Origin of the sequence: Streptomyces sp. NPDC093598 (genome assembly GCF_044764825.1) — a bacterium.
Classification (GTDB): domain Bacteria; phylum Actinomycetota; class Actinomycetes; order Streptomycetales; family Streptomycetaceae; genus Streptomyces.
This window is the reverse complement of sequence record NZ_JBIWIV010000005.1, coordinates 172,050-195,910: the sequence shown is the minus strand read 5'-3', so window position 1 is coordinate 195,910 and position 23,861 is coordinate 172,050. Positions and strand designations below refer to the sequence as shown.

Annotated in this window: 22 protein-coding genes; 8 read left to right on the top strand and 14 right to left on the bottom strand. The window is 70.5% G+C overall.

Annotation, left to right across the window (positions count from 1 at the left end; translation table 11 throughout):
* Positions 1–46 precede the first annotated feature (46 nt).
* Complete coding sequence (locus tag ACIRDU_RS19515; RefSeq protein WP_403581094.1) at positions 47–2,890, bottom strand: LuxR C-terminal-related transcriptional regulator; 2,844 nt, start codon at positions 2,888–2,890, stop codon at positions 47–49.
* Positions 2,891–3,565: 675 nt separating this feature from the next.
* Here ACIRDU_RS19515 and ACIRDU_RS19510 point away from each other — a divergent pair.
* Complete coding sequence (locus tag ACIRDU_RS19510; RefSeq protein ID WP_403581092.1) at positions 3,566–4,039, top strand: hypothetical protein; 474 nt, start codon at positions 3,566–3,568, stop codon at positions 4,037–4,039.
* Positions 4,040–4,392: 353 nt separating this feature from the next.
* Complete coding sequence (locus ACIRDU_RS19505) at positions 4,393–5,466, top strand: ABC transporter permease (RefSeq protein ID WP_403581090.1); 1,074 nt, start codon at positions 4,393–4,395, stop codon at positions 5,464–5,466.
* 195 nt (positions 5,467–5,661) lie between these two features.
* Here the strand turns inward: ACIRDU_RS19505 and ACIRDU_RS19500 are convergent, their stop codons facing one another.
* Positions 5,662–6,012, bottom strand: a complete 351-nt coding sequence (locus tag ACIRDU_RS19500) for an HGxxPAAW family protein (RefSeq protein ID WP_403581088.1) — start codon at positions 6,010–6,012, stop codon at positions 5,662–5,664.
* A gap of 218 nt (positions 6,013–6,230) precedes the next feature.
* On the opposite strand from ACIRDU_RS19500, the gene ACIRDU_RS19495 reads away from it, so the two are divergent.
* A complete protein-coding gene (locus tag ACIRDU_RS19495; protein ID WP_403581085.1) occupies positions 6,231–6,905 on the top strand; it encodes a CBS domain-containing protein in 675 nt (224 codons plus the stop codon).
* Between the two features lie 91 nt (positions 6,906–6,996).
* On the opposite strand, the gene ACIRDU_RS19490 is transcribed toward ACIRDU_RS19495, so the two are convergent.
* The 4 genes from ACIRDU_RS19490 to ACIRDU_RS19475 form a co-directional block, all read right to left on the bottom strand.
* Positions 6,997–7,458: an acyl-CoA thioesterase gene (locus ACIRDU_RS19490; RefSeq protein ID WP_403581082.1), complete on the bottom strand. Its 462-nt coding sequence runs from the start codon at positions 7,456–7,458 to the stop codon at positions 6,997–6,999.
* Complete coding sequence (locus ACIRDU_RS19485) at positions 7,455–9,995, bottom strand: LuxR C-terminal-related transcriptional regulator (protein ID WP_403581080.1); 2,541 nt, start codon at positions 9,993–9,995, stop codon at positions 7,455–7,457. Before ACIRDU_RS19485 ends, ACIRDU_RS19490 begins: the two co-directional genes overlap by 4 nt.
* A gap of 203 nt (positions 9,996–10,198) precedes the next feature.
* Positions 10,199–10,399 (bottom strand): hypothetical protein, encoded by a 201-nt coding sequence (locus ACIRDU_RS19480; RefSeq protein WP_403581077.1) that lies wholly within the window; start codon positions 10,397–10,399, stop codon positions 10,199–10,201.
* A 219-nt stretch (positions 10,400–10,618) separates the two neighbouring features.
* Positions 10,619–10,930 (bottom strand): WhiB family transcriptional regulator, encoded by a 312-nt coding sequence (locus ACIRDU_RS19475; RefSeq protein ID WP_403581075.1) that lies wholly within the window; start codon positions 10,928–10,930, stop codon positions 10,619–10,621.
* Positions 10,931–11,315: 385 nt separating this feature from the next.
* Here ACIRDU_RS19475 and ACIRDU_RS19470 point away from each other — a divergent pair, with 385 nt between their 5' ends.
* Complete coding sequence (locus ACIRDU_RS19470; RefSeq protein WP_403581072.1) at positions 11,316–12,491, top strand: spore photoproduct lyase family protein; 1,176 nt, start codon at positions 11,316–11,318, stop codon at positions 12,489–12,491.
* 121 nt (positions 12,492–12,612) lie between these two features.
* Here ACIRDU_RS19470 and ACIRDU_RS19465 read toward each other — a convergent pair whose 3' ends face one another.
* The gene (locus ACIRDU_RS19465; RefSeq protein WP_403581069.1) at positions 12,613–13,929 is read right to left on the bottom strand and encodes a phytase; all 1,317 of its coding nucleotides are present in this window, start codon (positions 13,927–13,929) and stop codon (positions 12,613–12,615) included.
* Positions 13,930–14,105: 176 nt separating this feature from the next.
* Between ACIRDU_RS19465 and ACIRDU_RS19460 the strand changes: the two genes are divergently transcribed.
* Positions 14,106–14,675, top strand: coding sequence for a DUF6328 family protein (locus tag ACIRDU_RS19460; protein WP_403581066.1), 570 nt, complete (start codon positions 14,106–14,108; stop codon positions 14,673–14,675).
* 96 nt (positions 14,676–14,771) lie between these two features.
* Here the strand turns inward: ACIRDU_RS19460 and ACIRDU_RS19455 are convergent, their stop codons facing one another.
* Both ACIRDU_RS19455 and ACIRDU_RS19450 read right to left on the bottom strand, forming a co-directional pair.
* A complete protein-coding gene (locus ACIRDU_RS19455; protein ID WP_403581062.1) occupies positions 14,772–15,674 on the bottom strand; it encodes an aminoglycoside phosphotransferase family protein in 903 nt (300 codons plus the stop codon).
* Positions 15,675–15,794: 120 nt separating this feature from the next.
* Positions 15,795–16,037, bottom strand: a complete 243-nt coding sequence (locus ACIRDU_RS19450) for a DUF5302 domain-containing protein (RefSeq protein WP_403581059.1) — start codon at positions 16,035–16,037, stop codon at positions 15,795–15,797.
* 184 nt (positions 16,038–16,221) lie between these two features.
* Between ACIRDU_RS19450 and ACIRDU_RS19445 the strand changes: the two genes are divergently transcribed.
* A complete protein-coding gene (locus tag ACIRDU_RS19445; RefSeq protein ID WP_403581056.1) occupies positions 16,222–16,764 on the top strand; it encodes a dihydrofolate reductase family protein in 543 nt (180 codons plus the stop codon).
* Positions 16,765–16,878: 114 nt separating this feature from the next.
* Positions 16,879–18,126, top strand: coding sequence for an ABC transporter substrate-binding protein (locus tag ACIRDU_RS19440; RefSeq protein WP_403581053.1), 1,248 nt, complete (start codon positions 16,879–16,881; stop codon positions 18,124–18,126).
* 22 nt (positions 18,127–18,148) lie between these two features.
* On the opposite strand, the gene ACIRDU_RS19435 is transcribed toward ACIRDU_RS19440, so the two are convergent.
* Genes ACIRDU_RS19435 through ACIRDU_RS19420 form a run of 4 tightly spaced genes read right to left on the bottom strand, consistent with a single transcriptional unit; the run spans position 18,149 to position 21,752 of the window.
* A complete protein-coding gene (locus ACIRDU_RS19435; protein WP_403581050.1) occupies positions 18,149–18,889 on the bottom strand; it encodes an ABC transporter ATP-binding protein in 741 nt (246 codons plus the stop codon).
* Between the two features lie 2 nt (positions 18,890–18,891).
* A complete protein-coding gene (locus ACIRDU_RS19430) occupies positions 18,892–19,764 on the bottom strand; it encodes an ABC transporter ATP-binding protein (protein WP_403581047.1) in 873 nt (290 codons plus the stop codon).
* The gene (locus tag ACIRDU_RS19425) at positions 19,754–20,746 is read right to left on the bottom strand and encodes a branched-chain amino acid ABC transporter permease (protein WP_403581044.1); all 993 of its coding nucleotides are present in this window, start codon (positions 20,744–20,746) and stop codon (positions 19,754–19,756) included. The genes ACIRDU_RS19430 and ACIRDU_RS19425 overlap by 11 nt, the downstream gene beginning before the upstream one ends.
* Positions 20,747–20,756: 10 nt before the next feature.
* The gene (locus ACIRDU_RS19420; protein WP_403581041.1) at positions 20,757–21,752 is read right to left on the bottom strand and encodes a branched-chain amino acid ABC transporter permease; all 996 of its coding nucleotides are present in this window, start codon (positions 21,750–21,752) and stop codon (positions 20,757–20,759) included.
* A 112-nt stretch (positions 21,753–21,864) separates the two neighbouring features.
* On the opposite strand from ACIRDU_RS19420, the gene ACIRDU_RS19415 reads away from it, so the two are divergent.
* Positions 21,865–22,758 (top strand): class I SAM-dependent methyltransferase, encoded by an 894-nt coding sequence (locus ACIRDU_RS19415; RefSeq protein WP_403581038.1) that lies wholly within the window; start codon positions 21,865–21,867, stop codon positions 22,756–22,758.
* A 79-nt stretch (positions 22,759–22,837) separates the two neighbouring features.
* On the opposite strand, the gene ACIRDU_RS19410 is transcribed toward ACIRDU_RS19415, so the two are convergent.
* Positions 22,838–23,824 carry a BtrH N-terminal domain-containing protein gene (locus ACIRDU_RS19410; protein ID WP_403581035.1) on the bottom strand — a complete coding sequence of 329 codons (987 nt, stop codon included), beginning with the start codon at positions 23,822–23,824 and terminating at the stop codon, positions 22,838–22,840.
* Positions 23,825–23,861: the final 37 nt, after the last annotated feature.

The window sequence follows — 23,861 nt, the reverse complement described above, 5'->3', positions numbered from 1 at the left end:
TGTCAGCCGCCGAGAGTGATCGCTACTCCCCTGTGTGGGGGCCCCGTCACGCCCCGGTCTTTTCGGTGAGGTCGGCGATGGACAGCTGACTGCGGTGGTTGATGCCCAACTTGCGGTAGACGGCCGACAAGTGCACTTCCACGGTCTTCGTCGTCACGAACAACTGCTGGGCGATCTGACGGTTGGTGAGCCCCGTCGCCGCCATGCGCGCCACCCTGGTCTCGCTGGGTGTCAACGCCTCGGGTCCTGTTCGCCGGGGCGTACGGGGGCGGGCGCCGGCGGCGCGCAGTTCGGTGCGGGCGTGTTCGACCAGGAGCGGGGCACCGCATCGGTGCGCGAGTTCCATGGCTTCGGCGAGCAGGGTACGTGCCTCGGACCGCTGGTTGGACCGGCGGACGGCTGCCCCGAGTGCCACCAGGGTCTTGGCGTGTTCGAGCCGTGCCGAGGACGGGCGCAGCAGTTGCTCGGCCTCCCGCAGCAGTTGGATCCCTTGGCGGCCGGGGGTGAGCAGGCCGACCGTCCGCAGGGCTCTGCCCTCTGCACGGGGTGAGGCCCATCTGCGTGCCTGGTCGAGTTCGCGTCGCGCGTGGCGGAGGCCTTCATCGGTACGGCCCAGTGCGTGCAGGCACGACGCGGCGAGCGAGCGCCACGGGAGGATGGCCGGGTTCTGTCCGCCGCTGCCGGTGAAGTCCGCGCCGGCCTCGAGGACCGCTTCGAGGGCCGCCTCTGCACTGCCGGCCGCGTACAGGACCGACGCATGGGCATACAGGAGGAACCCGTATGCCTGGTTCTCGCTGTCCTGGGAGGGCTGAAGTGCCTGTTCCACGACGGCTTCCGCCCGCGAGGCCAGCCCCTGTTCGAGCAGTGTCTCGGCGAGCCATGCGGTGACCGCGTACTGCTGCATGGGGGTGTGGGCCGTCATCGCCAGACTCAGCGCCTCCCTCAGGTCGTCGGCGGCCTCCGCGAGGTCCCCGCGCTGGAGCCAGGCCAGCCCTCTGAACCCCTGGAGGGCGGACAGCGACAGCAGCGAACCGGTGGTGCGGGCGTCGGCGACGAGCGCCTCGCACGCTGCCATGCCCTCGTCCGGGTCGTGCACCACCAAGGGGAAGGCCGCGTTCATGAAGAGGAAGGCGCCGCCGGCCGCCGCCTGGCGCACCCGTGGATCGGCGACGACCCGCCGGGAGATGTCCACGCAGCCCGGATCACCGGCGTAGGCGTCGCAGATGGCGATCATGCCGTCGAGAGCGAGGGAACCCAGAGTCCGACCGGGGGTCAGCGCCCGCAGCCGGGGCAGCTGCTCCAGCAGTTCCGTCCAGCCCGGGGTCACCAAGGGGACGGCCAGCAGGATCGCCTCCAGGGTCCTGCGCAGGTCGTCCTCCTCGTCCGGCAGGCCCTCCAGGGCTTCGTGCACACCTGCGACGGTGTGAGCGGGGTCCTGCATCCCCACCAGGTGGACGAGTTCGCGGATCGTGGCCAGCCGCCCCCGGGCCTGGGGGTCCCGGGCGAGCTCCGCCGCCTCGTCCAGGTAGCGCTTGGCGGTGGGCAGATCGGTGAGGAAGGCGGCGGTGCCGGCCTCGGTGAGCACGGCGATACGCTCCTGCCGCGGCGGGGGCTCGTCCAGGGCGCGGCGCAGATAGGTGAGGGCGGCTTCGGCGGCTCCGGTGCCGAGCGCGTGCCGGGCGGCAGCGCGCAGTGCGGTGACGGTCTCCGCGTCCTGAGTGGGAGGAACGTACAGCAGGTGTTCGGCGGCCTGTTCGGGTCTGGCGCCGGCCGCGGTGAGCAGGGCCGCCGCCTGCGCGTGGAGGTCGGCGCGCTGTGCGGGAGGAGTGGTGCGGTAGACGGTGGCGCGGACCAGGGGGTGCACGAAGTCGAGAGGTTCGGTGGGCTCGCTGCGCTGCGGCGGGGACAGCAGATGCGCGGCGTGCAGCTCAGCCAGGTACCGGCCCAGGAGCGCCGGTTCGAGACGCGCGAGCCGCGCCGCGTGTGCCGGGTGCGCCCCGGGACCGAGCACCGCCACGGCCCGGGCGAGGCGCACCGAGTCCGGCTGGAGGCGGCCGAGTTCCCGTGCCACCCGGCGTTGCAGGGCGCGGGAGCCCAGGTTCTCGACCTGGGGCACGGTGTCCGCCACGGGTGGCAGTCCCTCGGCGATCAGGGCGCGGGAGAGTTCGGCGAGGAGCAGCGGGTTGCCCCCGGTGGCCTCGTGGCACGCGCCGGTGAAGGCAGCGTCGGGTTCCCGGCCGAACCAGGCCGCAAGGGCGCGGGCGGCGGTTGCCGCGTTCAGGGGCGCGGGGTGCAGGAGCCTGCATTCCTGATCGGACAGAAGCAGATCGATCAGGTGCTGGGCGGCGCCGGACTCGTCGGGGCGCAATGCGGCGACGATCAGGAGTCTCAGGTCCGCCAGGCGCGGCAGCAGATAGGCAAGGAAGCGAAGGGAAGTCTCGTCGCCCCAGTGCAGGTCGTCCACGACCAGGGCGGCCGGACCGTCCTGGCAGAGGTTCGAGGTGAGCCAGAACAGCCCGTGCAGGACGGCGAACTCCCCCGACATCGCGCTCTCGTCGGTCCCGGGCGCGCCCAGGAGGGATCCGGCCGGTCGGGCAGCATCGGCGAGCCACCGCTCCCGGTCACGAGGGTCGCAGGAGTGCAGCAACGGTTCGTAGAGCTGTCGCACGACGCCCAGCGAGTACTCGCGTTCGAGTTCCGACCCCCTGGCCGACAGCACGCGCAGCCCCGCCTCGCGGGCCAGGGTTTCGGCCTCCTTCAGGAGTCGTGTCTTGCCCATCCCGGCCGGTGCCGAGATCGCGAAGAACCCGTGTCCGCCCGCCGCCGCGTCGCTCACGCCCTGTCGCAGCAGGGCCACGTCCTCGTCCCGGTCCAGCAGGACACCAGCCATGCGCCCATTATGGGCGGGAGCCGGGACCCGGGCTGGGTGGGGCCTTCTCGGGAGGTGGCGTCCTGTGCGATACGCCGCGCCGCGCCGGAACTCTTCGGGTCCTCACCTCGTCGCCCCGGCCGGGGCGACGAGGCTGGGCCACCGGGACGCGCATCTCAAGGGTGACGTCGACGCGAGACGCCTCTGGCCGGCAACTTCACACCTGCCCGCTCAGCCACTGCTCACGGTCCGAGTCGCGCAGCTCTACGACGCCGGCCGGAGCGGCTGGCGCTCGGCGCGCCGGATGGCCGGCCGCCGTCGGCCGCCGCACGTGCCCTGCCGGGACGGCGGCACGGGAAGTCGGCACGTTGAGTAACAGTTGCTGATTTGCCCCCGCTCCCCCGCACCTACGTTGGACTCGACGGACGACAGCCGCCTCGGTCTGGAAGCTCCCAGGCACACACGATTCGCGGCCGTCGGCACACCCGCGGTCCCACAGGAGCAACCCGATGGCCACACACCCCTCGGCATGGCGGAGCATCCCCCTGCCCCGGCGGCACGCCTGGAGCCGGAGGCAGATGTGGCTCACCGCCGCGACCGCCGCGCAGCTGCCCGATCTGGACGGCATGCGACACCGCCACTGCCTCGGCGGCGGCCGAGGCCTGCCTCGAGTGGGGTCCCACCCATGCCCTGGAGATGGGCGCCGACCTCACCTCGGCAGCGGCGGCACGCGGCTACGCCGGGCTCTGCGCCGCCATCGAGGTGACCCGAACCGGCATCACCCGGCTACGCGGAGTGGGCCTGCGGCCTGTCGTCGTCGACCTCGACCGCGTGCCGCTGAAGAACAACGTCCACAACCGGCACGCCGTGGGCATCAGCACCTGGCAGGCGTTCATGAGCCGCACCGACCTCACGCTGCACGGCAGCGTGGTGGTGGTCGTCGGTCACGGCGAGGTCGGTTCGGGCCTCGCGCGCGCCGCCACTTCCCTGGGCACCATCGTGCTCGTCGCGGAGGCATCCGCCGAGCGGCGCCTGATCGCCGCATACGATCGCGCTCGACGTACTCGGCACCGGCACCGAGGTGCTGCCCCGCATCACCAGCCACCGCCCCTTCGGCGGCGAGATCCTGCTCGTCTCCGGCGGCCACCTCGTCAACCTCGCGGCGCGTGACGGCGACAGCCTCAACTCCTTCGACCTGACGGCCGCTTGACGGTCTCCGCCGTCGGCTGGATGCACACCGACGGTGTCGCCCATCCGCCCGGCGTCCACGCCCTGCCGCCCGCCGCGTGGACGTCCTCGATCGAGAACCACTGACTTCGGCGACGGTCACGTCGGCCGGGCCGCGCCCCAGAGTGCAGGGTTGCGCCCGGCGCCGCTCGCATGCCCTTCCCGCTGTGCTGAGCGAAGCGGCTGCCGCGTAGGTGGGAGCAGCGCCTCACGGCGCTCGCCGCCCGCACCGTTCGCCCCTTGCTCCACCTTCCCCCTCCGCACCGGCGGAGGACGCACCACTCCTTGGAGGAACCATGCCCCCTTACGCACCCCTCTCCACGGGCGGCGGCCCCGCTGGGCCGGAGCCCGGTGCCCACGCCGGGAACGGCGACGGCGGCGCAGGCGCGCGGCGCGGCCACGGCCCGTCGGGCCTCAAGCTCGCCGTCGTCATCGCCTTCGCGCTCGCCGTCGTCCAGCTCGTCGTCGTCATCGCCTTCGCCTGGCCGAACGCGAGGACGGCGCCGCATGACGTCCCGGTGGTGCTCGCCGGCCAGAGCCAGGCCGTGGCAGCCGTCGACGACCACATGGCGAAGGCCAAGCCCGGCGCGTTCGACACGACCGTCCTCGAGGACGAGAAGGCCGCCCGGGAGGCCATCCTGGACCGCGACGCGTACGCCGCGATCGTCGCCGACCCGGCCGGACCCAAGGTTCTGGTCTCCTCGGCAGCAAGCGCCGCGGTGACGGCCGCCTTCACGCAGATCGCCGGTGAGATCGAGCAGCGGAGCGGAAAGCCCGTCACCGTCGACGACGTCCGGGCCGCCCCGGAGAGGGACCCGCGCGGCGCGGCCTTCTCCTCCTCGCTGCTGCCCCTGATCCTCACCGGCTTGATCGGCGGCATCCTCATCGCGCTGAAGGTCACCGGCCTGCGCAACCGGCTGGTGGCGGCCGCGACGTTCGCCGTGGCGGCGGGGCTGTGCACCACGGCCGTCGTGCACGGCTGGATCGGCGCCCTGGACGGCGACTACCTGGCCGAGGCGTCGGCCGTAGGCCTGGTCGTGTTCGCCATCACCGTCACCATGGCCGGGCTGGGCACGGCACTGGGTCACCGGGGCACAGGACTGGGCGTCGTCACCGTCCTCCTGCTGGGCAACCCGCTGTCCGGCGTGTCGACGGCACCGGAGATGCTGCCCGAGCCGTGGGGCGCCCTGGGCCAGTGGCTGCCCCCAGGCTCCGGTGCCTCACTGCTGCGGTCGACGAGCTTCTTCGACGGCGCCGGATCGACCGGCCCCCTGGCCGTGCTGCTTGCCTGGGCCTCCCTCGGGCTCACCCTGCTCGTGGTGGCCAACGCCCGGGCCGGGAGGGCGAAGCACCTCACCGCCGTCCGCTGAGCATCTCGTGCCTCCACCCGTGTGCCCGCGTCCGGCCCGGACGCGGGCACACCGCTGACCATGCCATCGCTGCTCCATCGACAGCCTGCTGGTCGTCCTGGCACACGACATGCACCGGCACCCACGAAACGATCGCCGCCCCGCCCGAGGAAAGTCCTCGTGCGGGGCGGCGACGTGTGACCGGGCCGGCGGTCGTCAGACTCGGGCGAGGGCCGATTCCTCGGCATCCGCGGCCGGCACCGGTGCGGCACGACGACGCCCCGCCATCCGGCAACCGAGGCAGTCGTGGTGCTGGGCCATGGAGTCCCTGACCCGCCAGTCCCACTCGGCCCGGGGGCGCGGCCCGGGGGGCTTGCCCCACCCCGTCAGATGCAGGATCCAGGTGAGGAACACGGAGAGCACGATGGTGCCCACACCGCCTCCCAGGACCACCGCCGAGCCCAGACACATGCCCGCGCCCGTGGCGGCACTTCCCAGCACTGCGAGGGCCGTGCCGGTCCATCCCGCGACCGTGTGACCCATGTCGACATCGCCGTGCGCGCTCATGCTCTCGTGCTCTCCTGCTCTGACACCGATTCCTGTACCGGTACACGACGGTTCCAGCCATGAGCGGGCGGTTCATGAGTAATCCGTGCTCTGCGGACGGCGGCTTCGCTCTGCGGCACGCCATGACGTCCGGCTAGGTTGAAGGAGGGGAGTCAGGGGCGTCACAAAGGCGCCCCCGAACACTTCCTTCTGCAACAGTGGTGAGAAAGGAACGCCCGATGAGCCACCAGAAGGTGCGCGATCTGATGAGCGACGCGGTCGTCCGGGTCCAGGGCGGTACGCCGTTCAAGGAGATCGCCCATCTGTTGCAGGAGTACGACATCACAGCTGTTCCCGTGGTGGACGACCAGGAGCGTCCGAGGGGCGTGGTGTCAGAGGCCGACCTCCTGCACAAGATGGGGGGCGGGCCGGAGGACGGCGCGGACGAGGTCGATGGGCTCCTGCGACCGGCCAAGGCCCGGGCCACCGACGCGGCCGGGCTGATGACGTCACCGGCTCTGTGCGCGCGGGAGGACTGGAGCGTGGTCGACGCGGCCCGGGTGATGGCACGGCACGGCGTCAAGCGGCTCCTCGTCGTCGACGACGAAGGCCGCCTGATCGGTGTGGTGAGCAGGAGCGACCTGCTACGGGTGTTCCTGCGCTCGGACCAGGCGATCCGTAGGGAGATCGTCGAGGAGGTCCTCGTCAAGGCGCTGGGCGAGGCTCCCTCCGCCGTGCAGGTGGACGTGACGAACGGCCACGTGGTGCTCAGTGGGCTCCTCTCCTCCCGGACCGAGGCCCCCGTTCTGGAGGAGATGTGCCGCGACGTCGACGGGGTCGTGGCCGTGGAGTTCCGGCCGCTACGAGCAGCTGGCCTCGACGGACCGCTGGAGCCGCCGGCCCGCTCCGCCTGAGCCCTGACGCCCCGGGGAAGATCGTGCAGGGGTCTGTTCCGTGCGGCGTGCGGACGGGCGCTCGCGCCGGTGAGTGCTCGTACCTGCGGCATCACACCCCGGGATCGAAGGCGGTGATCCTCTCACGGGCAGCCGTCAGGTGTTCCCCGGCCAGTGCCACCGCGTGCCTGGCCGTCGTGTCGAGGTGCACCCCGGTCACCACCGTGACCGCGCACACCTCGCCGCTGACGGCGTCCTCCATCACGTGGCAGAACCGCAGGGACGTGGTACCGGTGGACAGCACGCCGGAGCGGACCACGACGACGTCGCCCGCGTGCACCTCGCGCCGGTAGGAGATCCGCTGGTCCACGGCGGCCATCCCGCGTCGGCGCTCCCGGAGGTGGGCAGGGGTCAGGCCGATCCCGGCGAAGAGCTGCCAGGTGGCCTCGTCGAACTTCCCCACGTACCACATGACGTTCATGTGGCCCATGTGGTCGCAGTGCCACGGGTAGACGGTTCCCCGGTAGGTGATCTCCAGGTCGGACACGGTGGTGGACTCCTCGGGTTCGCTCACAGGGACAGCAGGCGACGCAGATGTCTGCGGTCGGAGGCGCCGACCTTCTGGTAGACGCGGTACAGGGTGTTGCTGACGGTGCGCGGCGAGACCACCAGCCGGTGGGCGATCTCCTTGTCGGTGAGCCCCTGCGCCGCCAGCCGCGCCACCGTCCGCTCCCTTGCCGACAGCCCCGCCGGGTCGTCGAGGAAGTGCAGAGCCGGCGTGCTCACGTCGCCGCAGTCGCGGAGCAGCGTGCGTGCCTGGACGGCGGAGGCGGTGGCCGCGCGGTTCTTCCCGGCTCGCCTGTGCAGCCGGGCGAGTTCGGCGTGTCCCTCGGCTGCGTACAGGTGCGCACCGGCGTCCGCCAGGGTCTCGCAGACCTCACCGAGCAGCTTGGCGTCGCCCGAGTCGACGGCCCGCGCGTAGTTCAGGCGGCTACGCAGGTACCCGCCCTGCACCGGCAGTTCCTCGCCGACGGCCGGGTGCGCCGGAAGGCCGAGCCGGGCGGTCTCGTGCAGGACGACGACGGCATCGCCGTGGCTGCCGGCCTCCAGCGCCGCGTCGACGGCGGTGTGCAACAGGAGGCGGGCCTGCTCCTGATCGCCGCGCCGGTGGGCCTGCCAGGCTCGCGCGACGGCGAGTTCGGCGGCGTACGGCCCCTTCGCCACGTCGTCCGGCAGGTCGGCCGAGCGGTCGTGCCAGGCGCCGGGCAGGCAGTGCGCCGCGATCGTGGTGTGGATGGCTGCCCTGATGTGCCACGGCTGCCAGCCCACTTGATAGGCCGGGGTGAAGGAGAAGTAGGACAGGGCCTCGCGGACCCGGCCGCGTTCGAGCAGGACGACGCCCAGGGTGAGGCCCCGCCGGGCGTCGACACCCAGGCGGTTGTTCCGGACTGCCGTACGGTACTCGCGCAGAAGGATGCCTTCGGCCTCGTCCAGGCGCCCGGCGTAGAGCCGGGCGAGCGCGTGGGCCTCCTCCACGGCGTCAGCCTCGAAGAAGCAGCAGGGCTCGTCACCGGGTCCGCATCCGCGGAGATCCTCGTACAGCTTCAGAGCGTCGTGGGGGCGCCCCATCCGGCCCAGGGAGCCCATCGCGAGCAGGGCGGACTCGGCACGGCAGGACGAAGCGGGGTCGCGCAGCACGCTGCGGGCATGGTCCAGCGCTTCGGCGAAACGTCCCCGGAAGGCCGCTGAGAGGGCGGCGAACGCGGAGCGCTGCGTGCCCGTCAGCCGCTGAGCGATGCTGTCCGCCCGTTCCTGCCGGCCCTCGAAGAGGAAGGCACGGGCCTGGATCGGCAGGAGGCGGTGGAGGTGCTCGGGACGGTCGGCCGCCACCTTCTCGACGAAGGCGTGCAGGTCGTCGATGGCGCCACCGGCGAACAGGGCGCGCGCGTGCAGTTCTGCCGCCCGGGAGGTGGGGTGGCCGTCCCACGCGGCCGCGGACAACCGAATCGCCGCGGGGACGTCGTGGTCGAGCAGCGCGCACCGCACACCGTCCCGCAGCAGGCCCTGCTCCGGAAGGTCCCCCACATCCAGGTGCCACTGGGCGAGCCGGACGCGTTCGGCGGGCGTCAGATTCTCCCGTGGCGCCCCCTGCGCCCAGATGCGCAGGTAATGCCTGCGCCGCAGAGGGCCGGCGTCCTGGCGCAACACCTGGCCGACGTAGGGATGGGCGACGGTGACCGAGCGGGCCGACGCCGTCACCGGTTCGATGCGAGGGTCGGAAACCACGACCGCTCCGGCGTCCTCCAGGCCCAGCAGGGTGTCGGCTGAGACGATCCTCTCCAGAACGTCGAGACGTGCCGGTTCGGCCAGTGCTATGAGCTCCAGAGCTCGGCGGTCGCCGTCCGGGAGGCCGGCGAGCTTCCGGGCGACCAGCTCCCGCAGCGAGTTCGAGACCGGCATTCCGCCGCCGAGCCGCCACCGCCGACCGTCGGGTGCGATCAGGTTCTGCGCGAGCGCGGCCTGCACGAGTTCCCGCAGCAGAAGCGGGTTGCCGTTCGACATGGCGGCCAGGCGCACCACACCCGGTTGCGTGAGCCGGTCCCCGAACAGTGCGCTCGTCAGGCGCCGCGTGGACAGCACGTCGAGCGGGCCGAGCTCCAGCCGCGCAAGGCGCTGGTCCTTCCACAGAGACTGCAGCCGCGCATGGCCCTCTGCGCTGTTCATGGCGAGGAGGACCTTGTGCTCGCGCTGATGGGTCAGCTCGCGCAGGCACTCGACGGCCTGGACGGACAGCAGGTGCGCGTCGTCGACCCACACGGTGCGCGGGCGGACCGAGCCGGGTCGCAGCAGGCGCTGCACACTCCTTGTCACCGCCGCCGGGGACAGACGCTGGACGGGCCGCGCCGAGCAGGCACCCGACCGGCCGGGCGGGCGGCCTTCCTCAGTGCCGGTGACGGAGGACAGGGCGGCCACGATCTCCTCCCCGAGGCGGGTCTTGCCGACGCCGGGTGCACCGACGATCAATACCCCGGCCGGCCCAGCGGCGGACCGCAGCACATGGAGCGCCGTGCGCAGCTCACGGTCGCGCCCCACGAGTGCGGGCGGGCTCATCAAGGTGAGCTCTTCGGGGCCTCCGGGGGCGCACGAGGCGGCGTGGGTGACTCGGTACGCGGGTGAGGCCATGGTGATTCCCCAAGCGTCGGATGGTGCTGAGCGTGTCTGGAGTCCGTACGGGCGCCTTCCATCGATGCTCCGGCTCCGGCCACGTCCTTCGCGTTGGGGCGGCACCCCAAGATTTTCCACTCATCGCCTGGTCAGGCGTGGGTCGCCTCGGTGCGCGAGGGCGGTTCGGCGTCGCTGATGCGGGCGGCGATATTGGTTTCGAGGCGTTCGAGGACGGCGAGGGTCTCGCCGCGTTCGGCGTCGGCGAGTTCGCCGGCGACGTAGTCCTCGAGGCGGGCCCAGAGGTCTTCGACCTGTCGGCGCAGGGCCTGGCTGGCGGCGGTGGGTTCCACCAGGACGGAACGCTTACGACCGCTTCCCTGCTGCTGGACTTGACCCCGGCCGGGGAACCGGCCGCGCTGGGCTCGCCGACGGTGGAGGTGGTCCCGGCCGAGCCCTGGCCCGGGTACATCGCAGGCGCGTGGAGCACGGCAAGCGCCGCTCGACGGATCCCTCGCGGTCACCGTGCGGCACGGCGTCGCTCACCACCCGAAGCCGTACGACAGCATCGGCTAGGGCTCCTTTCCCTTGCCGATGGCGCCGTGCATCTCCCGGCTGATGGCGCGGCGCTGTCTCGCTGTGGTCGCCCCCCAGATACCGGCGTCCTCGCCCTGCTCGATGGCCCAGGAGCGGCAGGCGAGCAGGGCGCGGCATCGGCGGCACACCGCGCGGGCCTGGGCAACCTGGGAATCGGTCTCCCGCTCGACCAAGGGGAAAAAGAGCTCCGGGTCCTCGCCGACGCAGGCGGCCTCCCGTAGCCATCCGCGGGCGCTGTTCAGGACGTCGGCGTCGACATGGCGGTGAAGGAAGTGATCATCGGGCACGGCGCACCTCCGCATGGTGCCGGCTGAGTCGGCACGTGGCTGCGGCATGACACGCCGCAGGCCCGGCAGAGGTTGCGGCATCCATGCTAGGTGTGCGGTGCCCGGATGGCGATCGGACGGTCGTGCCGGCGCTGCGCGGAGCCTGGCACTACCGTCCGTCGTAGCAGGTGAGGGGGACGATCGAACTGTCGGCCCAGGCATCCGCCGGCCCGACGGACGGAGTCACCGCGTGGCGAGCGGCCGCATCGCTCCGGCCGAGCCCCTCTCCCCGCGGTCCCTGCCACCCATCGCCCGGCACGCAAGGACGCAGCGGCGATGTGTGCTCCGTACAGTTGAGTGACGGGAACCCTCTCATCCCCTCTCACCGATCCGTACGGGAGCAGTCATGCACCACCCGTCCGGCAGCCCGGACGACGACTCCGACACACTGTTCGGGCTCGACGCCCTCGCCCCTCGACCCGTCGCGACCGACCGGCCCACGTCCTTCCGTGGCGCCGCCGTGGCCCGCCGGCTGCTGCCCGTGCGGGAGATCTACGCCGAGCCCGCGGCTGCCGCGTCCCCGCGCGGGAGGCAGATCAGCGCCCGGTTCCCCGACGCTCGGCTGACCATGGTGGAATCACACTGGCGCATCCCCGGGCTGCACGGCAACGAGGGCAACGTCGAGCGCTGGGTGCGTATCAAGGGGGAGACTCTGGTCCTGGGTGAGAAGAAGACCCTCACCACACGCCCCAACGGCCGGTCGGCGGACTGGATCGCTCCCGGCATCTCCAACGGCTGCGCCATGGCCTGCGCCTACTGCTACGTGCCCCGGCGCAAGGGGTACGCCAACCCCATCACCGTCTTCACCAACATCGACCGGATCATCGCCCACCTCGCCCGGCACGTGGCGCGGCAGGGGCGCAAGCCCGAGCCGAACCAGTGCGACCCCGAGGCATGGGTGTACGACATCGGGGAGAACGGCGACTGCTCGGTGGACGCACTGGTCTGCGACAACACCGCGGATCTGGTGCACGCCTTCCGGCAGTGGCCCACTGCCAAGGCGTCCTTCGCCACCAAGTTCGTCAACCCCGACCTGCTGGCCCTCGACCCGCGTGGCCGCACCCGCATCCGGTTCTCGCTGATGCCGCCGGACGACGCCCGGCTGCTCGACGTGCGCACCTCGCCCGTCGCCGAGCGTATCGACGCCGCCGCGGACTTCCTGGACGCCGGGTACGAGGTCCACTTCAACCTCTCCCCCGTGGTCCTTCGCCCCGGCTGGCAGGACGCCTGGGCCGAACTGCTCATCCGCCTCGACGACGTCCTGCCGCAGCGGGTGAAACAGCAGGCCGCCGCGGAAGTGATCATGCTCACCCACAACCAGGAGCTGCATGAGGTGAACCTCGGCTGGCATCCCCGGGCCGAGGAAGTCCTGTGGCGGCCGGAGCTCCAACAGGCGAAGCGCTCCGAGAACGGCGCCCTGAATGTCCGCTATCGCGACAGGGTCAAGGGAGAAGCGGTGCGGAACCTGCGCAGCCTGATCGACCGCCACGCGCCATGGCTGCGGGTGCGCTACGCCTTCTGAGCACGGGGACCGCGGCGTGGCCGCAGGGCCCGGCGCCGTCGGCAGGCCGCCGCCCGGACGGTGATCACCGTGCCGGCCCGGACGGCAGACCCGCAGCGTCTGCTTCTGCGCCGCGCAGGGCTTACAGGTCGGCGGCGTCCACCACGTCGCCGAGGTCGACGAACTTGAAGCCGGTCGCGGTGCGCGTGCCGCCCTCGCCGTCGGGGACCTCAGGGGTCTCGTGACCGTCCTGGACGACCAGCAGGCCGTTCGGGAAGCGGCTGCCGAGCGGTGCGTTCAGGACGGCGGCGCCGTCGCACTCCTCCGCCCCGTCGAGGGTCGCCGAGGCCGCGCCGACACGGAAGCCGCCCTCGTACTCGTTGTCCTCGCCGACCTCGCGGTCGTACAGGGCGAAGGTGTCGTCGCCCTGGCTGGAGGCGAAGAGGTAGCCGTCGCCGTCCCGCTCCTGGAACAGCGTCAGGCCCTCGACGTCCGCGGCCAGCCGCTCGCCGCCGTAGCCGGGGTCGGCTCCTGCCGTGCACTCCTCGGTCGCCTCGTCGTAGACCCCGGGGACGCCGTACTCGCGGACCTTGTCCACGAGGACCGGCTCGGTGGTGAGGTCGGCACGCATCCGCCAGATGCCGATGTCCTCCTGGCCGGCGTAGAGCGTGCCGGTGGCGGGGTCCACCACCATGCCCTCGACCTGCGGTAGCTCGCCGGGCTCCGCGCAGGGGGACCACGTGGTGCCGTCCGGGAGGCGGAAGGACGCGGGCAGGTCGAGGGTGCGGACCTTCTGGTACGTGACGGTGCCCCTCGCGGTCGGTTTCAGCTCGACCAGTGCGAGGCGGGTCCGCTCCCGCCGGCTGACGAGGGCGTAGGTGCGCCCGGTGGACCGGTCCTGCCAGGTGGCGAGGCCGTAAGCGGTGCGCTGTTCGTTGATCTCGGCCTGGCCGGTGGAGAAGACCGGGGCTGCTGCCGGGTCGGTGATGTCGGTCAGCGGGCCGCCGGGCTTCGACGGGTCGATGCGGTAGATGCGCAGCCGGTCGTTGCCGCGGTCGCTGACCACGGCGACGTCGGCCCGGCCGGTGGAGGTGCGCAAGCCGGTGACGAGGTCGACGTTGTTGTACCGGCCCGGGGCGTCGTCGTCGGCGGGCGGACGGGGCGCGGGCAGCGACTGCACCAGGCGGGCGCCCAGGTCGTACACGCGCAGTCCGCCTTCCTTGGCCGTCGCGATGACGAGGCTGCGTCCCGGGTCGGCCGTGTTGCGCCAGATCGCCGGATCGTCCGCGTCGGAGTTGCCGCCGGACTCGTCGTCGTGGAGGGCGGGGGTCTCGCTGACGGGCGTGACCGTCGGCAGGCTCCCGACATCAGCCCCGGCCTGGGCGGAGGTGAGGAAAACAAGCACGGCGGTGCCGAGGGTGAGGGCGGCGGTTCTGAACGGAGTGCGATGCGTTCTCACAAGCACTTCCTTGGTCGATGTTGAGGGCATGCCAATGATGCGGAGACAACTTTGCGCGCAAGAGGCCGTGATCTGTACCCGTCATGGCCGCCTCAGGTGTACTACGCGCTCGTTTCGCGGCTGCATGGAAGGTGCCCAGGCGGGGCAAGCGGTTCCTCTGAAATGGGGAGGATGCCATGACCATGACCGAGCAGTCCGTCGAGCCGGAAGGCAAGAGCACCGCTTGCTGCGCGCGGCACGACAGTCCGGATACCAGGCCCGGCGACGAGGCGCCCGAAACACCGCATGAACGGGTCAACCGGCGCTGGAACGAGATTCTCCAGGAGACGCGGGTCACCCAGACGGGCGTGCAGATTCTCTTCGGCTTTCTGCTCAGCGTGGCTTTCACGCCGATGTTCAGGGAGCTGGAGGCGCTGGACCGCGGCATCTACGTCGCCACCGTGGTGCTCGGTGCGGCGGCCACCGGATCACTCATAGCACCCGTCTCCATCCACCGGTTCCTGTCCGGTCAGCGCATGAAGGACGAGGTGGTGGAGACCGCCGGCCGCTTGATGATGTGCGGCATGGTCCTCCTCGCCCTGACCATCGGCTGCACGCTCCTGCTGATTCTCCGCTTCGTCGTTCCCGGCGTCCTCGCCGAAGTGCTCGTCGCCGGGGTCATGCTGTGGTTCGGCCTGTGCTGGTACGTGCTGCCGCTGCACCTGCGACGTCGTGCCGATCGGCGTTCCCGGACGCGCGACGCGTGATGCGCCGGGCCGCTGCGGTATGTCTCCGGCATCGCCCGACAGCCTGTCGCCCGGCAGGTACGACACCCACCAGCAGGAGTCGGTCCGTCTGCGGGCCTACGTCGGACCGCCGCTCAGCACACGATCGAGCGCTGCCCGGCCTGCGGGTCCCCATGTCGGCTTGCCGCCGGGAAGACCTCGGTCTCCGTTCTGGCCCATCAGCATGAGGAACAGGCTTTTCAGCGCAGCCAGCCCGCGGGCGCGCCGGATCGTCGCCTCGTCCGCACGCGCGTACACGTCGAAGAAGCGTGAGGCGGCGCCCGCGGGAAGGATCACCCATGCGGCCGCGAGGTCCCATGCCGGGTCGCCGGCGAACATGTCGCCGAAGTCGATCACGCCCGAGAGCGTTCCGTCCGAGACGACGACATTCGCGGGGTGAAGGTCACCGTGCACCCATACCGGCGGGCCCTCCCACTCAGGGGCCGCAACGGCCTCATCCCAGACAGCCCGGACCTCGTCGGCAATGCCGCCGGGGACAACGGCCTGGAAGAAGTGGTCGAAGCCGTCCGTGCACTTCTCGGGGTGCTCGCCACGGTCCGAACTGGTCGGCGCCTCGAGCGGCGCCTCCACATGGAGCGCCCTGAGGAAGTGCGCCAGAGTGTCGGCCGCGTGGGCGCCACGGCTGATCGTGGTGTGGTCCAGTGGCTCGCCGGGGACCCACGTCATGACGGTCCAGGGCCTCGGGAAGCGCGCTGACGGTTCACCGATCCGCACCGGGTTCGGGACCTGGAGCGGCAGGCGCGGGGCCAGGACGGGCAGCCACCGGCGCTCCTTGCGTTGGAGGTCCGGGGCGCGTTCCGTACGCGGCATACGCACGGCCAACTCGTCCCCGAGGCGCCACTGCTGGTTGTCCCATCCGCCCGCTACCTCGCGGATGGTCAGCCCTGCAAGGTCCGGATGCTGTTCCAGCAGCAGGGCGTGGACGAGGTCTGCGGTGATCTCCATGCCGGAGTCGGTCATGCGAAGCACAGTACTGGGGCAGGCGGAGCGGCTCTGGCGCTTCCCTCATCCCCCGTGCAGGACCCAGCTCGACTCATCAGTGACTGCCGAGCCGTGTCCTGCCCAGCGGCCGGCTTGGAGTCAGCCACCGCTCTTGCGTCGGAACGACCGCTGGTGCGCAGCCGGGCCATGCGCGCCGCGGACCTTCGACGTGTCGGTGTTCGCGGCGAGGTCGGCGGCGTCCGCCTGCATGGCACGCTTGCGCGCCAGGGCTTCCCGAAACTTGCGCTTCAGGTCGTACTGGCCGTCCTCGTCGGGCGAGAGGGCGGTGCTCTCGGCGTCAGCCGACTCCGAACCTTCTTGTGATGCGGACTCTGCGGCCATGGTGACCTCCTGGGCTCGGGCGCTGAAGAGCACAGCTTGTCATGCCGGGCACCGCATGAGGCGCCCGCGGCCGGAATCCGTCGAGTGGGGGGGTGTCTGACGGTGTGCCAGGGCGTGGTGGAGTGGGGTTCCGGCTGGGTGTTGGATTGGATGGCGAGGCCCCTTCGTTCCCGGGAGAAGACGCATGAGAGATGTGAGCATCGGCACCGGCAAAGTGGTCGTGAACAGGGCGATGTCGCTGGACGGGTTCATCGCCGGTCCTGGCCACGCGATGGACTGGATCTTCGAGTACCTGGCTGCGGATGCGTTCCCGGAGGTCATGGCGGCCACGGGCGCCATGCTCGTCGGCCGGGGTACCTACGAGGTCGCCCAGCGTATGGCGGACCAGGACACCGCCTACGACGGGGGAACACAGTTCGTCCTCACCCATCAGCCTCCTGACGAGCCCGACCCTGCCGTCACGTTCCTCACCTGTGACATCGAGGAAGCCGTTGCCACGGCACGCAGCGCGGCGGGCGGCAAGAACCTGGAGATCCTCGGTGCTGACGTGGCCGCCCAGTGCCTGAAGCGCGGGCTCGTCGACGAGATCCTGGTGTATGTCCTACCGGTGCTGCTCGGCGACGGTGTCCGCTTTTCGCCCCCAGGCCTCGACCGGATCGACCTGGAACCTCTCGGCAACACCCAGTCGGGCGCCGTCACGATGCTCCGCTTCCGCGTGAGGAAGTAGGAAAAGTGTACATTTCATGCTTTTGTGGACTGTAGATGAGATCTAATCTCAGTACAGATGGCGGGCGGATGGCCGGCCAGTAGACCACCGCCGCCTGTACGAGCGGAGGCGGAGATGAAAACGTCGATACGACGGTCCGCGATCTTCGCGAGCGCGGCCGCTCTCGTGATAGCCGTCTGCGGTACGACGGGCACCGCCCGGGCGGAGCCGGGCGATGGTGAGCTCCAGTTCGGTTACGTCCTGCCGGAGACGGGACAGCTGGCCTACCTCGGCCCGCCGCAGATCGAGTCCCTGAAGTTCGCCATACAGAAGATCAACGACGCCGGCGGGGTCCTGGGCAAGTCCGTGCCGACTGTGGTCTCCAGTGACGAGGCGGGCCAGGAGGCCGTTGCCGCTCAGTCGGCGGACCGGGTCCTCGCGGCAGGCGTGGACGCGATCGTCGGCGCCGCGGCTTCCGGCATGTCGCTGGCGTTCATCGACCGGGTGACCGGAGCGGGCGTCGTGCAGTGCTCGGGGTCGAACACCGCTCCCACCTTCACCGACTACGAGGACGACGGCTTCTACTTCCGTACCGTCCCGAGCGACGCGTTGCAGGGGCCGATCCTGGCGGATGTCGTCCGCGACGACGGCCACAACCGGGTGGCCCTCGTCGCACGGGCGGATGACTACGGGCGCGGCCTGATGGAGTCCACCCGGAAGACGCTGGAGGAGCGCGGCGCGACGGTGACGCTGGCCGAGACCTACGACCCGGAGGCGACCAACTTCGACCAGGTGGTCCAGCAGATGGAGAACTCCAGGCCGGACGCCGCCGTGGTGATCGCCTTCGAGGAAGGCACCCAGATCCTGCAAGGCATGATCGAGTCCGGACTCGGGCCCGACCGGATCGGCGTCTACGGCGCCGACGGACTGCGCAGCGAGGAGTTGCCCTCGCTGGTGGCCCCGGGCCAGCCCGAGAGGCTCTCCGGGATGAAGGGGACCGCTCCGGCATCGGCGTCGAACGAGCAGTACGTGAAGGACCTCGAAAAATTCGCCCCGGACCTCAAGGAGCTTCAGTTCGCACCGCAGGTGTTCGACTGTGTGACGACGATCGCGCTCGCCGCCGAGAAGGCGGAGTCCGACGATCCCGGCGAGTACGTGAAGGAGATGAACGGGATCACCAAGGACGGCGAGAAGTGCAACTCGTTCGCCGCCTGCAAGGAGCTGCTCGCCGACGGCAGGGACATCGACTACGACGGTGTGAGCGGTCCCCTCGACTTCACGGACAAGGGCGAACCCGGCCAGGCGTCGATCGAGGTGTACGGCTACGACGACGAGGGCAAGTTGCAGACCCTGCGTACCGAGACCAGCAGGGCCGAGGAGTGACCGGGAGGACGGACAGCGGGAGTCAACGGACGCGGGCGAGCGTGCCGAGGTAGAGCTCGATCACCTTCTCGTCGTGCAGCAGGGCCGTACCCGTGCCGGTGTACGCGTTGCGGCCCTGGTCGAGGACGTAGCCGCGGTCGCAGAACTGCAGGCACCTGCGGGCGTTCTGCTCGACCATGAGCACGGCGACGCCCGCGCTGTTGATCATTCGGCACCGGTCGAAGACGTGGTCCTGGTGGAGCGGTGACAGGCCGGCCGACGGCTCGTCGAGGAGCAGCAGCTGCGGTTCCATCATCAGGGCGCGGGCCATCGCGAGCATCTGGCGTTCGCCGCCGGACATCGCGCCGGCCTTCTGCTTGCGGCGGTCCGCCAGCACGGGGAAGAGCTCCTCGACCGCCGCGACCCGCCGCGCGTGGTGCTTGGGCCGCAGATACACGCCCATCCGCAGGTTCTCCTCGACGGTCAGCGTGGGGAACACGTTCTGCAGCTGCGGTACGTAGCCCACACCCCGCCGGACCAGTTCGTGCGCGGGCCGGCCGGTCATGTCCTCGCCGTGCAGCCGCACGGTTCCGCCGCGCACCGGCAGAAGCCCGAAGACGGCCTTGACCAGGGTCGACTTACCGGCGCCGTTGGGGCCGATCACGCCGACCACCTCGGCCTGCCGCACCTCGACGCTGCATCCGCGCAGCACATCGACGCCCGGGACGTAGCCGGCGACGATGTCGTCGGCCGCCAGCACCGGTGCCTGCTCCTCGGCGGACATCGCTACTCCTCCTCACCTTTGTCGTCGGTCGCCTCCGGCTCGTCGTGCCGCTTGCCCAGGTAGGCGTCCACCACGGCGGCGTTCCGCCCGATCGTGTGCGGTGGGCCTTCGGCCACCAGGCGGCCGTCGGCCATGACGGCCACCCAGTCGCTGATACCCATCACCACGTCCATGTCGTGCTCGACGAAGCACACCGTCAGCCCCTCGTCCCGCAACTGCGTGATGTGTCCGAGCAGCGACTGGGTCAGCGCGGGGTTCACCCCGGCCATCGGTTCGTCGAGCAGGAGCATGACCGGGCGGGTCATGAGCGCGCGGGCCAGCTCCAGCAGTTTGCGCTGACCGCCGGAGAGGGTGCCGGCATGGTCGTCACGCAGGGGCCCGAGCCGGAACCGGTCCAGCAGTTCGTCGGCCCGGCGCTCGAACTCCCGCTCCTGCCCGCGCCACAGCGGTCGCAGCAGCGCGGGCAGGACCCGCTCGCCGCGTTGCCCGGGCGCGGCGAGCAGCAGGTTCTCCAGCACCGTGAGCCGGGCGAGCGCTCTGGAGAGCTGGAACGTACGGACCAGTCCCCGCCGTGCCACCCGGTGTGCCGGGGAGCCGGTGAGCGGCTGTCCTTCGAACGACCATCGGCCGCCGTCGGCCCGGTCGAAGCCGCTCACCACGTTGAACAGCGTGGTCTTGCCGGCGCCGTTGGGCCCGATGAGCGCCGTGATGGCCCCGCGCTGCACCTCCAGGTGCTCGACCCGCACGGCGACGAGGCCGCCGAAGGTGCGGGTGACGTGGTCCAGGACCAGCAGGGGGTCGGGCTTGCGCACCCCCGGCTCGGGGTCGGTCCCGGAGAGCCGGCCCGGGTGGGGTACGACACGGTCAGCGGCCACTGAGCAGCATCTCCTTCCGGCTGCCGAGGATGCCCTGTGGCCGGAACGCGACCAACAGGATGAGGGCGACCCCGACCAGGGCGAAGCGCACCGCGCCGACCTCCGACGTGCTGATGAGGTCCGGCGAGATGTACTCGGCGTCGATGGCCTGGCGCAGGGCGCTGTCGAGGAAGCTGAGGACGAACCAGAACAGGATCGAGCCGAGAACCGGCCCGAGGATCCGCCCGGCGCCTCCGAGGACGAGCAGGGTGTACAGGAAGAACGTGACGCCCGGATCGTAGTTGTCCGGGTTCACGGACTGCACCTGGATCGCCTGCATCATGCCCGCGACCGCCCCGATGACGCCGCCGAGCACGAGGCTCTGCATCTTGTACGCGTAGACGTTCTTGCCGAGGCTGCGCGCGGCGACCTCGTCCTCACGGATCGACCGGATGACACGGCCCCACGGGCTGTGGATGAGCAGGGCGAGCACCATTCCGGTCACGAGCACCAGCACCCATGCGACGATCATCACCCAGAGGTCGCGGGAGCTGAACCTCACGAGCCACACGCCGTAGGTGCCGGCCTCGATGGGGCTGAGCGCGTAGAAGTCGTTCGCGAACCTCTGGAGCCCGAACACCCCACCGGTGACCGGCTCGGCCCAGCTGGAACGGTAGAACAGCCGTAGCGTCTCCCCCGCCGCGATCGTGGTGATCGCGAGGTAGTCGGAGCGCAGCCGGAGGGTGGGCAGGCCGAGCAGCAGGGCCAGCACGATCGCGGAGGCGATTCCGCCCAGGACGCCGAGCCACATCGGGCCGCCGTACGTCGACACCGTGATGGCGAGCCCGTAGCCGCCGACCAGCATGAAGCCGACCTGGCCGAAGTTCAGCAGCCCGGTGTATCCGAAGTGCAGGTTCAGCCCCATCGCGGCGAGCGCGTAGACGGCGGCGATCGGGCCGATTCCCGAGCGCAGGGCGTCGGAGACGATGGCCGAGAAGTCCATGGCGCACCCCTCACCCGACGCGTTCGGCCCGGCCGAGAATGCCCTGCGGCCGGACGAGGAGGACGAGGATGAGGACGAGCAGCGCCCACGCGTACTGGAGGTCGACCGGGAACCACAGGGTGGACATCTGGGCGACGACGCCGATGACGAGACTGCCGGCCATCGCCCCGTAGGCGGAGCCGAGGCCGCCCAGGATGATCCCCGCGAACATGAGCAGCAGGAGCTTGAAGCCCATGTCCCAGGTGACGATCTCGACGAGGCCGAAGAAGACCCCGCCGAGCGCGGCCAGCCCGCCGCCGAGCATCCAGACGAACAGCACCACTCGCTGCACGTCGATGCCCGACGCCTCCGCGAGGTCACGGTTGGCGGAGACGGCCCGGACAGCCGTGCCGATCCGCGTCTTCTGCAGGAGGGCGGCGGTGCCGAGCAGTACCAGCACGGAGAGCAGGGTGACGGTGAGGTCCCGCGGGGTGATGCCGGCCGGGCCCAGTTCGATCGCGCTCTGGATGTCGTACTGCGCGTAGGAGGCGGGCCGGGTTCCGTACAGCACGAGCACGACGTGGCGCAGCAGCAGCGAGAGCCCGATGGTGACGATGAACATGTTGATCAGCCCGGTGCCCCGAGCCCGCAGCGGGCGCCAGATGCCGCGCTCGACCGCCCCGCCCAGCAGGGCGCCGAACACCACCGCGGCGACGGCGGCGGGGATCAGGTGCCATCCCGGACCGGCCGCGGAGACGTTGAGGAAGAACGCGAAGGTGGCGCCGATCGTGACGAACTCACCGTGCGCGAAGTTGATCAGGTGGATGGTGCCGAAGACCAGCGAGAGTCCGACCGATGTGATCGCGATGATCACCCCGAACTGGATACCGTCGATCAGCGCCTGCAGAGCGCGCGCGGCGAACGTGGGGCCGCGCGGGACTTCCTCGCCCTGTGCCCACGCGGGGATCGCGGGCACCATGGCAAGGACCAGGGCGAGGACCGGTACGAGTATCCGCTGACGACGCATGGCGATTCCGGTACGTCACGAACATCCCTTATGGGCTCAGTGTAGGTACAGGTCGGGGCGGTGACACGGGCGGCGGGCCACAGACGTACCCACGGAAGGCAGGGGATGCGGGATGGGTGACAGCGGGAACCTCGCGAGCGCCTACGGCGACGACAGTGTGCTCTTCCGGGTGCTTCAGCACCTCGGCTGGGACAGCCTGGCCAACATCGGCTACTTCACGTTTCCCACCCTGCCGATCGCGGCCCTGGCCGGGCCGGTGCCCTTTCAGCGCCGTCTGGCCCGCCGGTCGCTGGCGTTGCTGGACGCCCGGCCCGGACAGCTCGTCCTGGATGCCGGATGCGGTCGCGGTGACACCACGGCGCGGCTGGGCGACGCCGGATGCCGGGCACTGGGGGTGGACATCCAGCCCTCGCAGATCCACCAGGCACGTCGCCGCTTCGGCAGTTGCTCCGGCGCGCGCTTCGCCGTCGCCGACGCCACCGCTCTGCCGCGGCAGGCAGCGGACGTCCCGCTGGCAGATGGTTCCTTCGATCGGGTGCACTGCCTGGAAGCCGCCTTCCACTTCGGCCGTGAGGGCCGCAGGTCATTCCTGAGCGAAAGCTTCCGACTGCTCCGCCCCGGTGGGCGGCTCGTCCTCGTGGATGTCACTTCTCGTACGGATCAGCCGATCGGGACCCTCGACCCGAACGGCCTCGTACGCCGGACCTGGCGCTTCGACGACGTCGAACCCTACGAGCGGTACCCGCTGCTGGCATCCGCCGCCGGCTTCACCACGCGCCGGACCCTCGACTGGAGCACCCCCGTACTCCACAGGGCGGCCCAGCTCTCCGCCCTGTTCGCCGGCGCCGCGTCCACCCGGGCCGGCCGGCAGGCCCTGTGCGTGCGGTGGCCAGGCCTGAGAGAACTCGACACCCGCGAGTGGGACGAGGTCATCGCCGTCGTCCGAGCTCACCAGGCCATCGGGCGCGTCACACGCTATGCGGCGTACGTCTTCGACAAGGGCTAGCAGCCGCCCTGCCGCTGTGTCTGATCGGCCCGCAGACCGGTTTCGTGGAACCGCCGGCCTGTCCGGAGTTGAGGGGCGGTCAGCTCGAGAGTTCCATGAGGCGATGCATCAGGCGCTGCTCCTTCTCGGCGGCCTCATGCACGATCTTTGACGCGCTGTGGAGGGATTCCCGGGACGACTCGACTCCCGCCTCGTGCAGAAGTCCGGCCACCTCGGTCCACTTCTTCGATACCTCACGGTACGCGTCCGAGATGTCTCGGAACTCGTCGATGCCGGTGATATCGGCGGTCTCCGCCAGGAACTCCGCCCACATCATGCGGAACAGGCCCCCGCCGGTTCCTGCATCCTCCATGATCGTGCAGATCTCGGGCAGGCTTTCGGCGGGCGAGTCGAGGTCGTCGAGCCACTGCGGCATCAGGTCGGCGACTTTGTGCATGCCCTTGTACCCGAAGTTGGAGATCGGCGGATTCAGAAAGTTCTCCGCCGCCGACTTGATGCCTTTGCGGGCGGCTTTCCCCAGATCAGGAAGGCCGCCCTTCGGGAGATCGAGAGTGAAGGCGCGGTTACGCGAGCTCATCGGGCCCCGGGCGTTTCGCGCGGTCGCGAGGGATTCGCCGGAAGCCCATTGCAGGCCGAGCGGCTGCGTCTCGACCAGAGCGAAACGGTCGTCGTCGTACCCGACGCAGGCGACATAGTGGGCCGCGAAATTGAAATCGTCGGTGGAGTAGTCGAGGAAGTATCGGTCGAGCTTGAGGCCGACGACCGTTCCGGAATCAAGCTCGGCCAGCAGGTGTTCCCTCGCCCGGTTCACCGACGACGTCTCGTGAACGGACAGCCGCAAGTTCAGGGCGTTCGCGAGATTTTCGGACAGCGTGTCGGGCTTGATACGGCCACCGACGAACGGCGTCGGCATCTGTTTCGTCCGCCAATAGATGAACGACAAACCACCGGCGAGCCCGAAGATGAGTGACTCCGACAAGTCGATCTCTCGCTGCCGCAACAGGTTCACGAGGGTGGTCGACTCGCAGTGGTTACCGACGTACGGATCTGCCTCTAAAAGCGACACTTGTTCTCGTCTCCCTTCCTTCGCGTAGAGCGTAGCG

Coding starts and splice junctions, on each gene's coding strand:
- ACIRDU_RS19515 (WP_403581094.1), bottom strand. CDS start 2,890: ATGGCTGGTGTCCTGCTGGACCGGGACGAGGACGTGGCCCTGCTGCGA.
- ACIRDU_RS19510 (WP_403581092.1), top strand. CDS start 3,566: ATGGGCGCCGACCTCACCTCGGCAGCGGCGGCACGCGGCTACGCCGGG.
- ACIRDU_RS19505 (WP_403581090.1), top strand. CDS start 4,393: ATGCCCCCTTACGCACCCCTCTCCACGGGCGGCGGCCCCGCTGGGCCG.
- ACIRDU_RS19500 (WP_403581088.1), bottom strand. CDS start 6,012: ATGAGCGCGCACGGCGATGTCGACATGGGTCACACGGTCGCGGGATGG.
- ACIRDU_RS19495 (WP_403581085.1), top strand. CDS start 6,231: ATGAGCCACCAGAAGGTGCGCGATCTGATGAGCGACGCGGTCGTCCGG.
- ACIRDU_RS19485 (WP_403581080.1), bottom strand. CDS start 9,995: ATGAGCCCGCCCGCACTCGTGGGGCGCGACCGTGAGCTGCGCACGGCG.
- ACIRDU_RS19470 (WP_403581072.1), top strand. CDS start 11,316: ATGCACCACCCGTCCGGCAGCCCGGACGACGACTCCGACACACTGTTC.
- ACIRDU_RS19460 (WP_403581066.1), top strand. CDS start 14,106: ATGACCATGACCGAGCAGTCCGTCGAGCCGGAAGGCAAGAGCACCGCT.
- ACIRDU_RS19455 (WP_403581062.1), bottom strand. CDS start 15,674: ATGACCGACTCCGGCATGGAGATCACCGCAGACCTCGTCCACGCCCTG.
- ACIRDU_RS19450 (WP_403581059.1), bottom strand. CDS start 16,037: ATGGCCGCAGAGTCCGCATCACAAGAAGGTTCGGAGTCGGCTGACGCC.
- ACIRDU_RS19445 (WP_403581056.1), top strand. CDS start 16,222: ATGAGAGATGTGAGCATCGGCACCGGCAAAGTGGTCGTGAACAGGGCG.
- ACIRDU_RS19440 (WP_403581053.1), top strand. CDS start 16,879: ATGAAAACGTCGATACGACGGTCCGCGATCTTCGCGAGCGCGGCCGCT.
- ACIRDU_RS19435 (WP_403581050.1), bottom strand. CDS start 18,889: ATGTCCGCCGAGGAGCAGGCACCGGTGCTGGCGGCCGACGACATCGTC.
- ACIRDU_RS19425 (WP_403581044.1), bottom strand. CDS start 20,746: ATGGACTTCTCGGCCATCGTCTCCGACGCCCTGCGCTCGGGAATCGGC.
- ACIRDU_RS19420 (WP_403581041.1), bottom strand. CDS start 21,752: ATGCGTCGTCAGCGGATACTCGTACCGGTCCTCGCCCTGGTCCTTGCC.
- ACIRDU_RS19415 (WP_403581038.1), top strand. CDS start 21,865: ATGGGTGACAGCGGGAACCTCGCGAGCGCCTACGGCGACGACAGTGTG.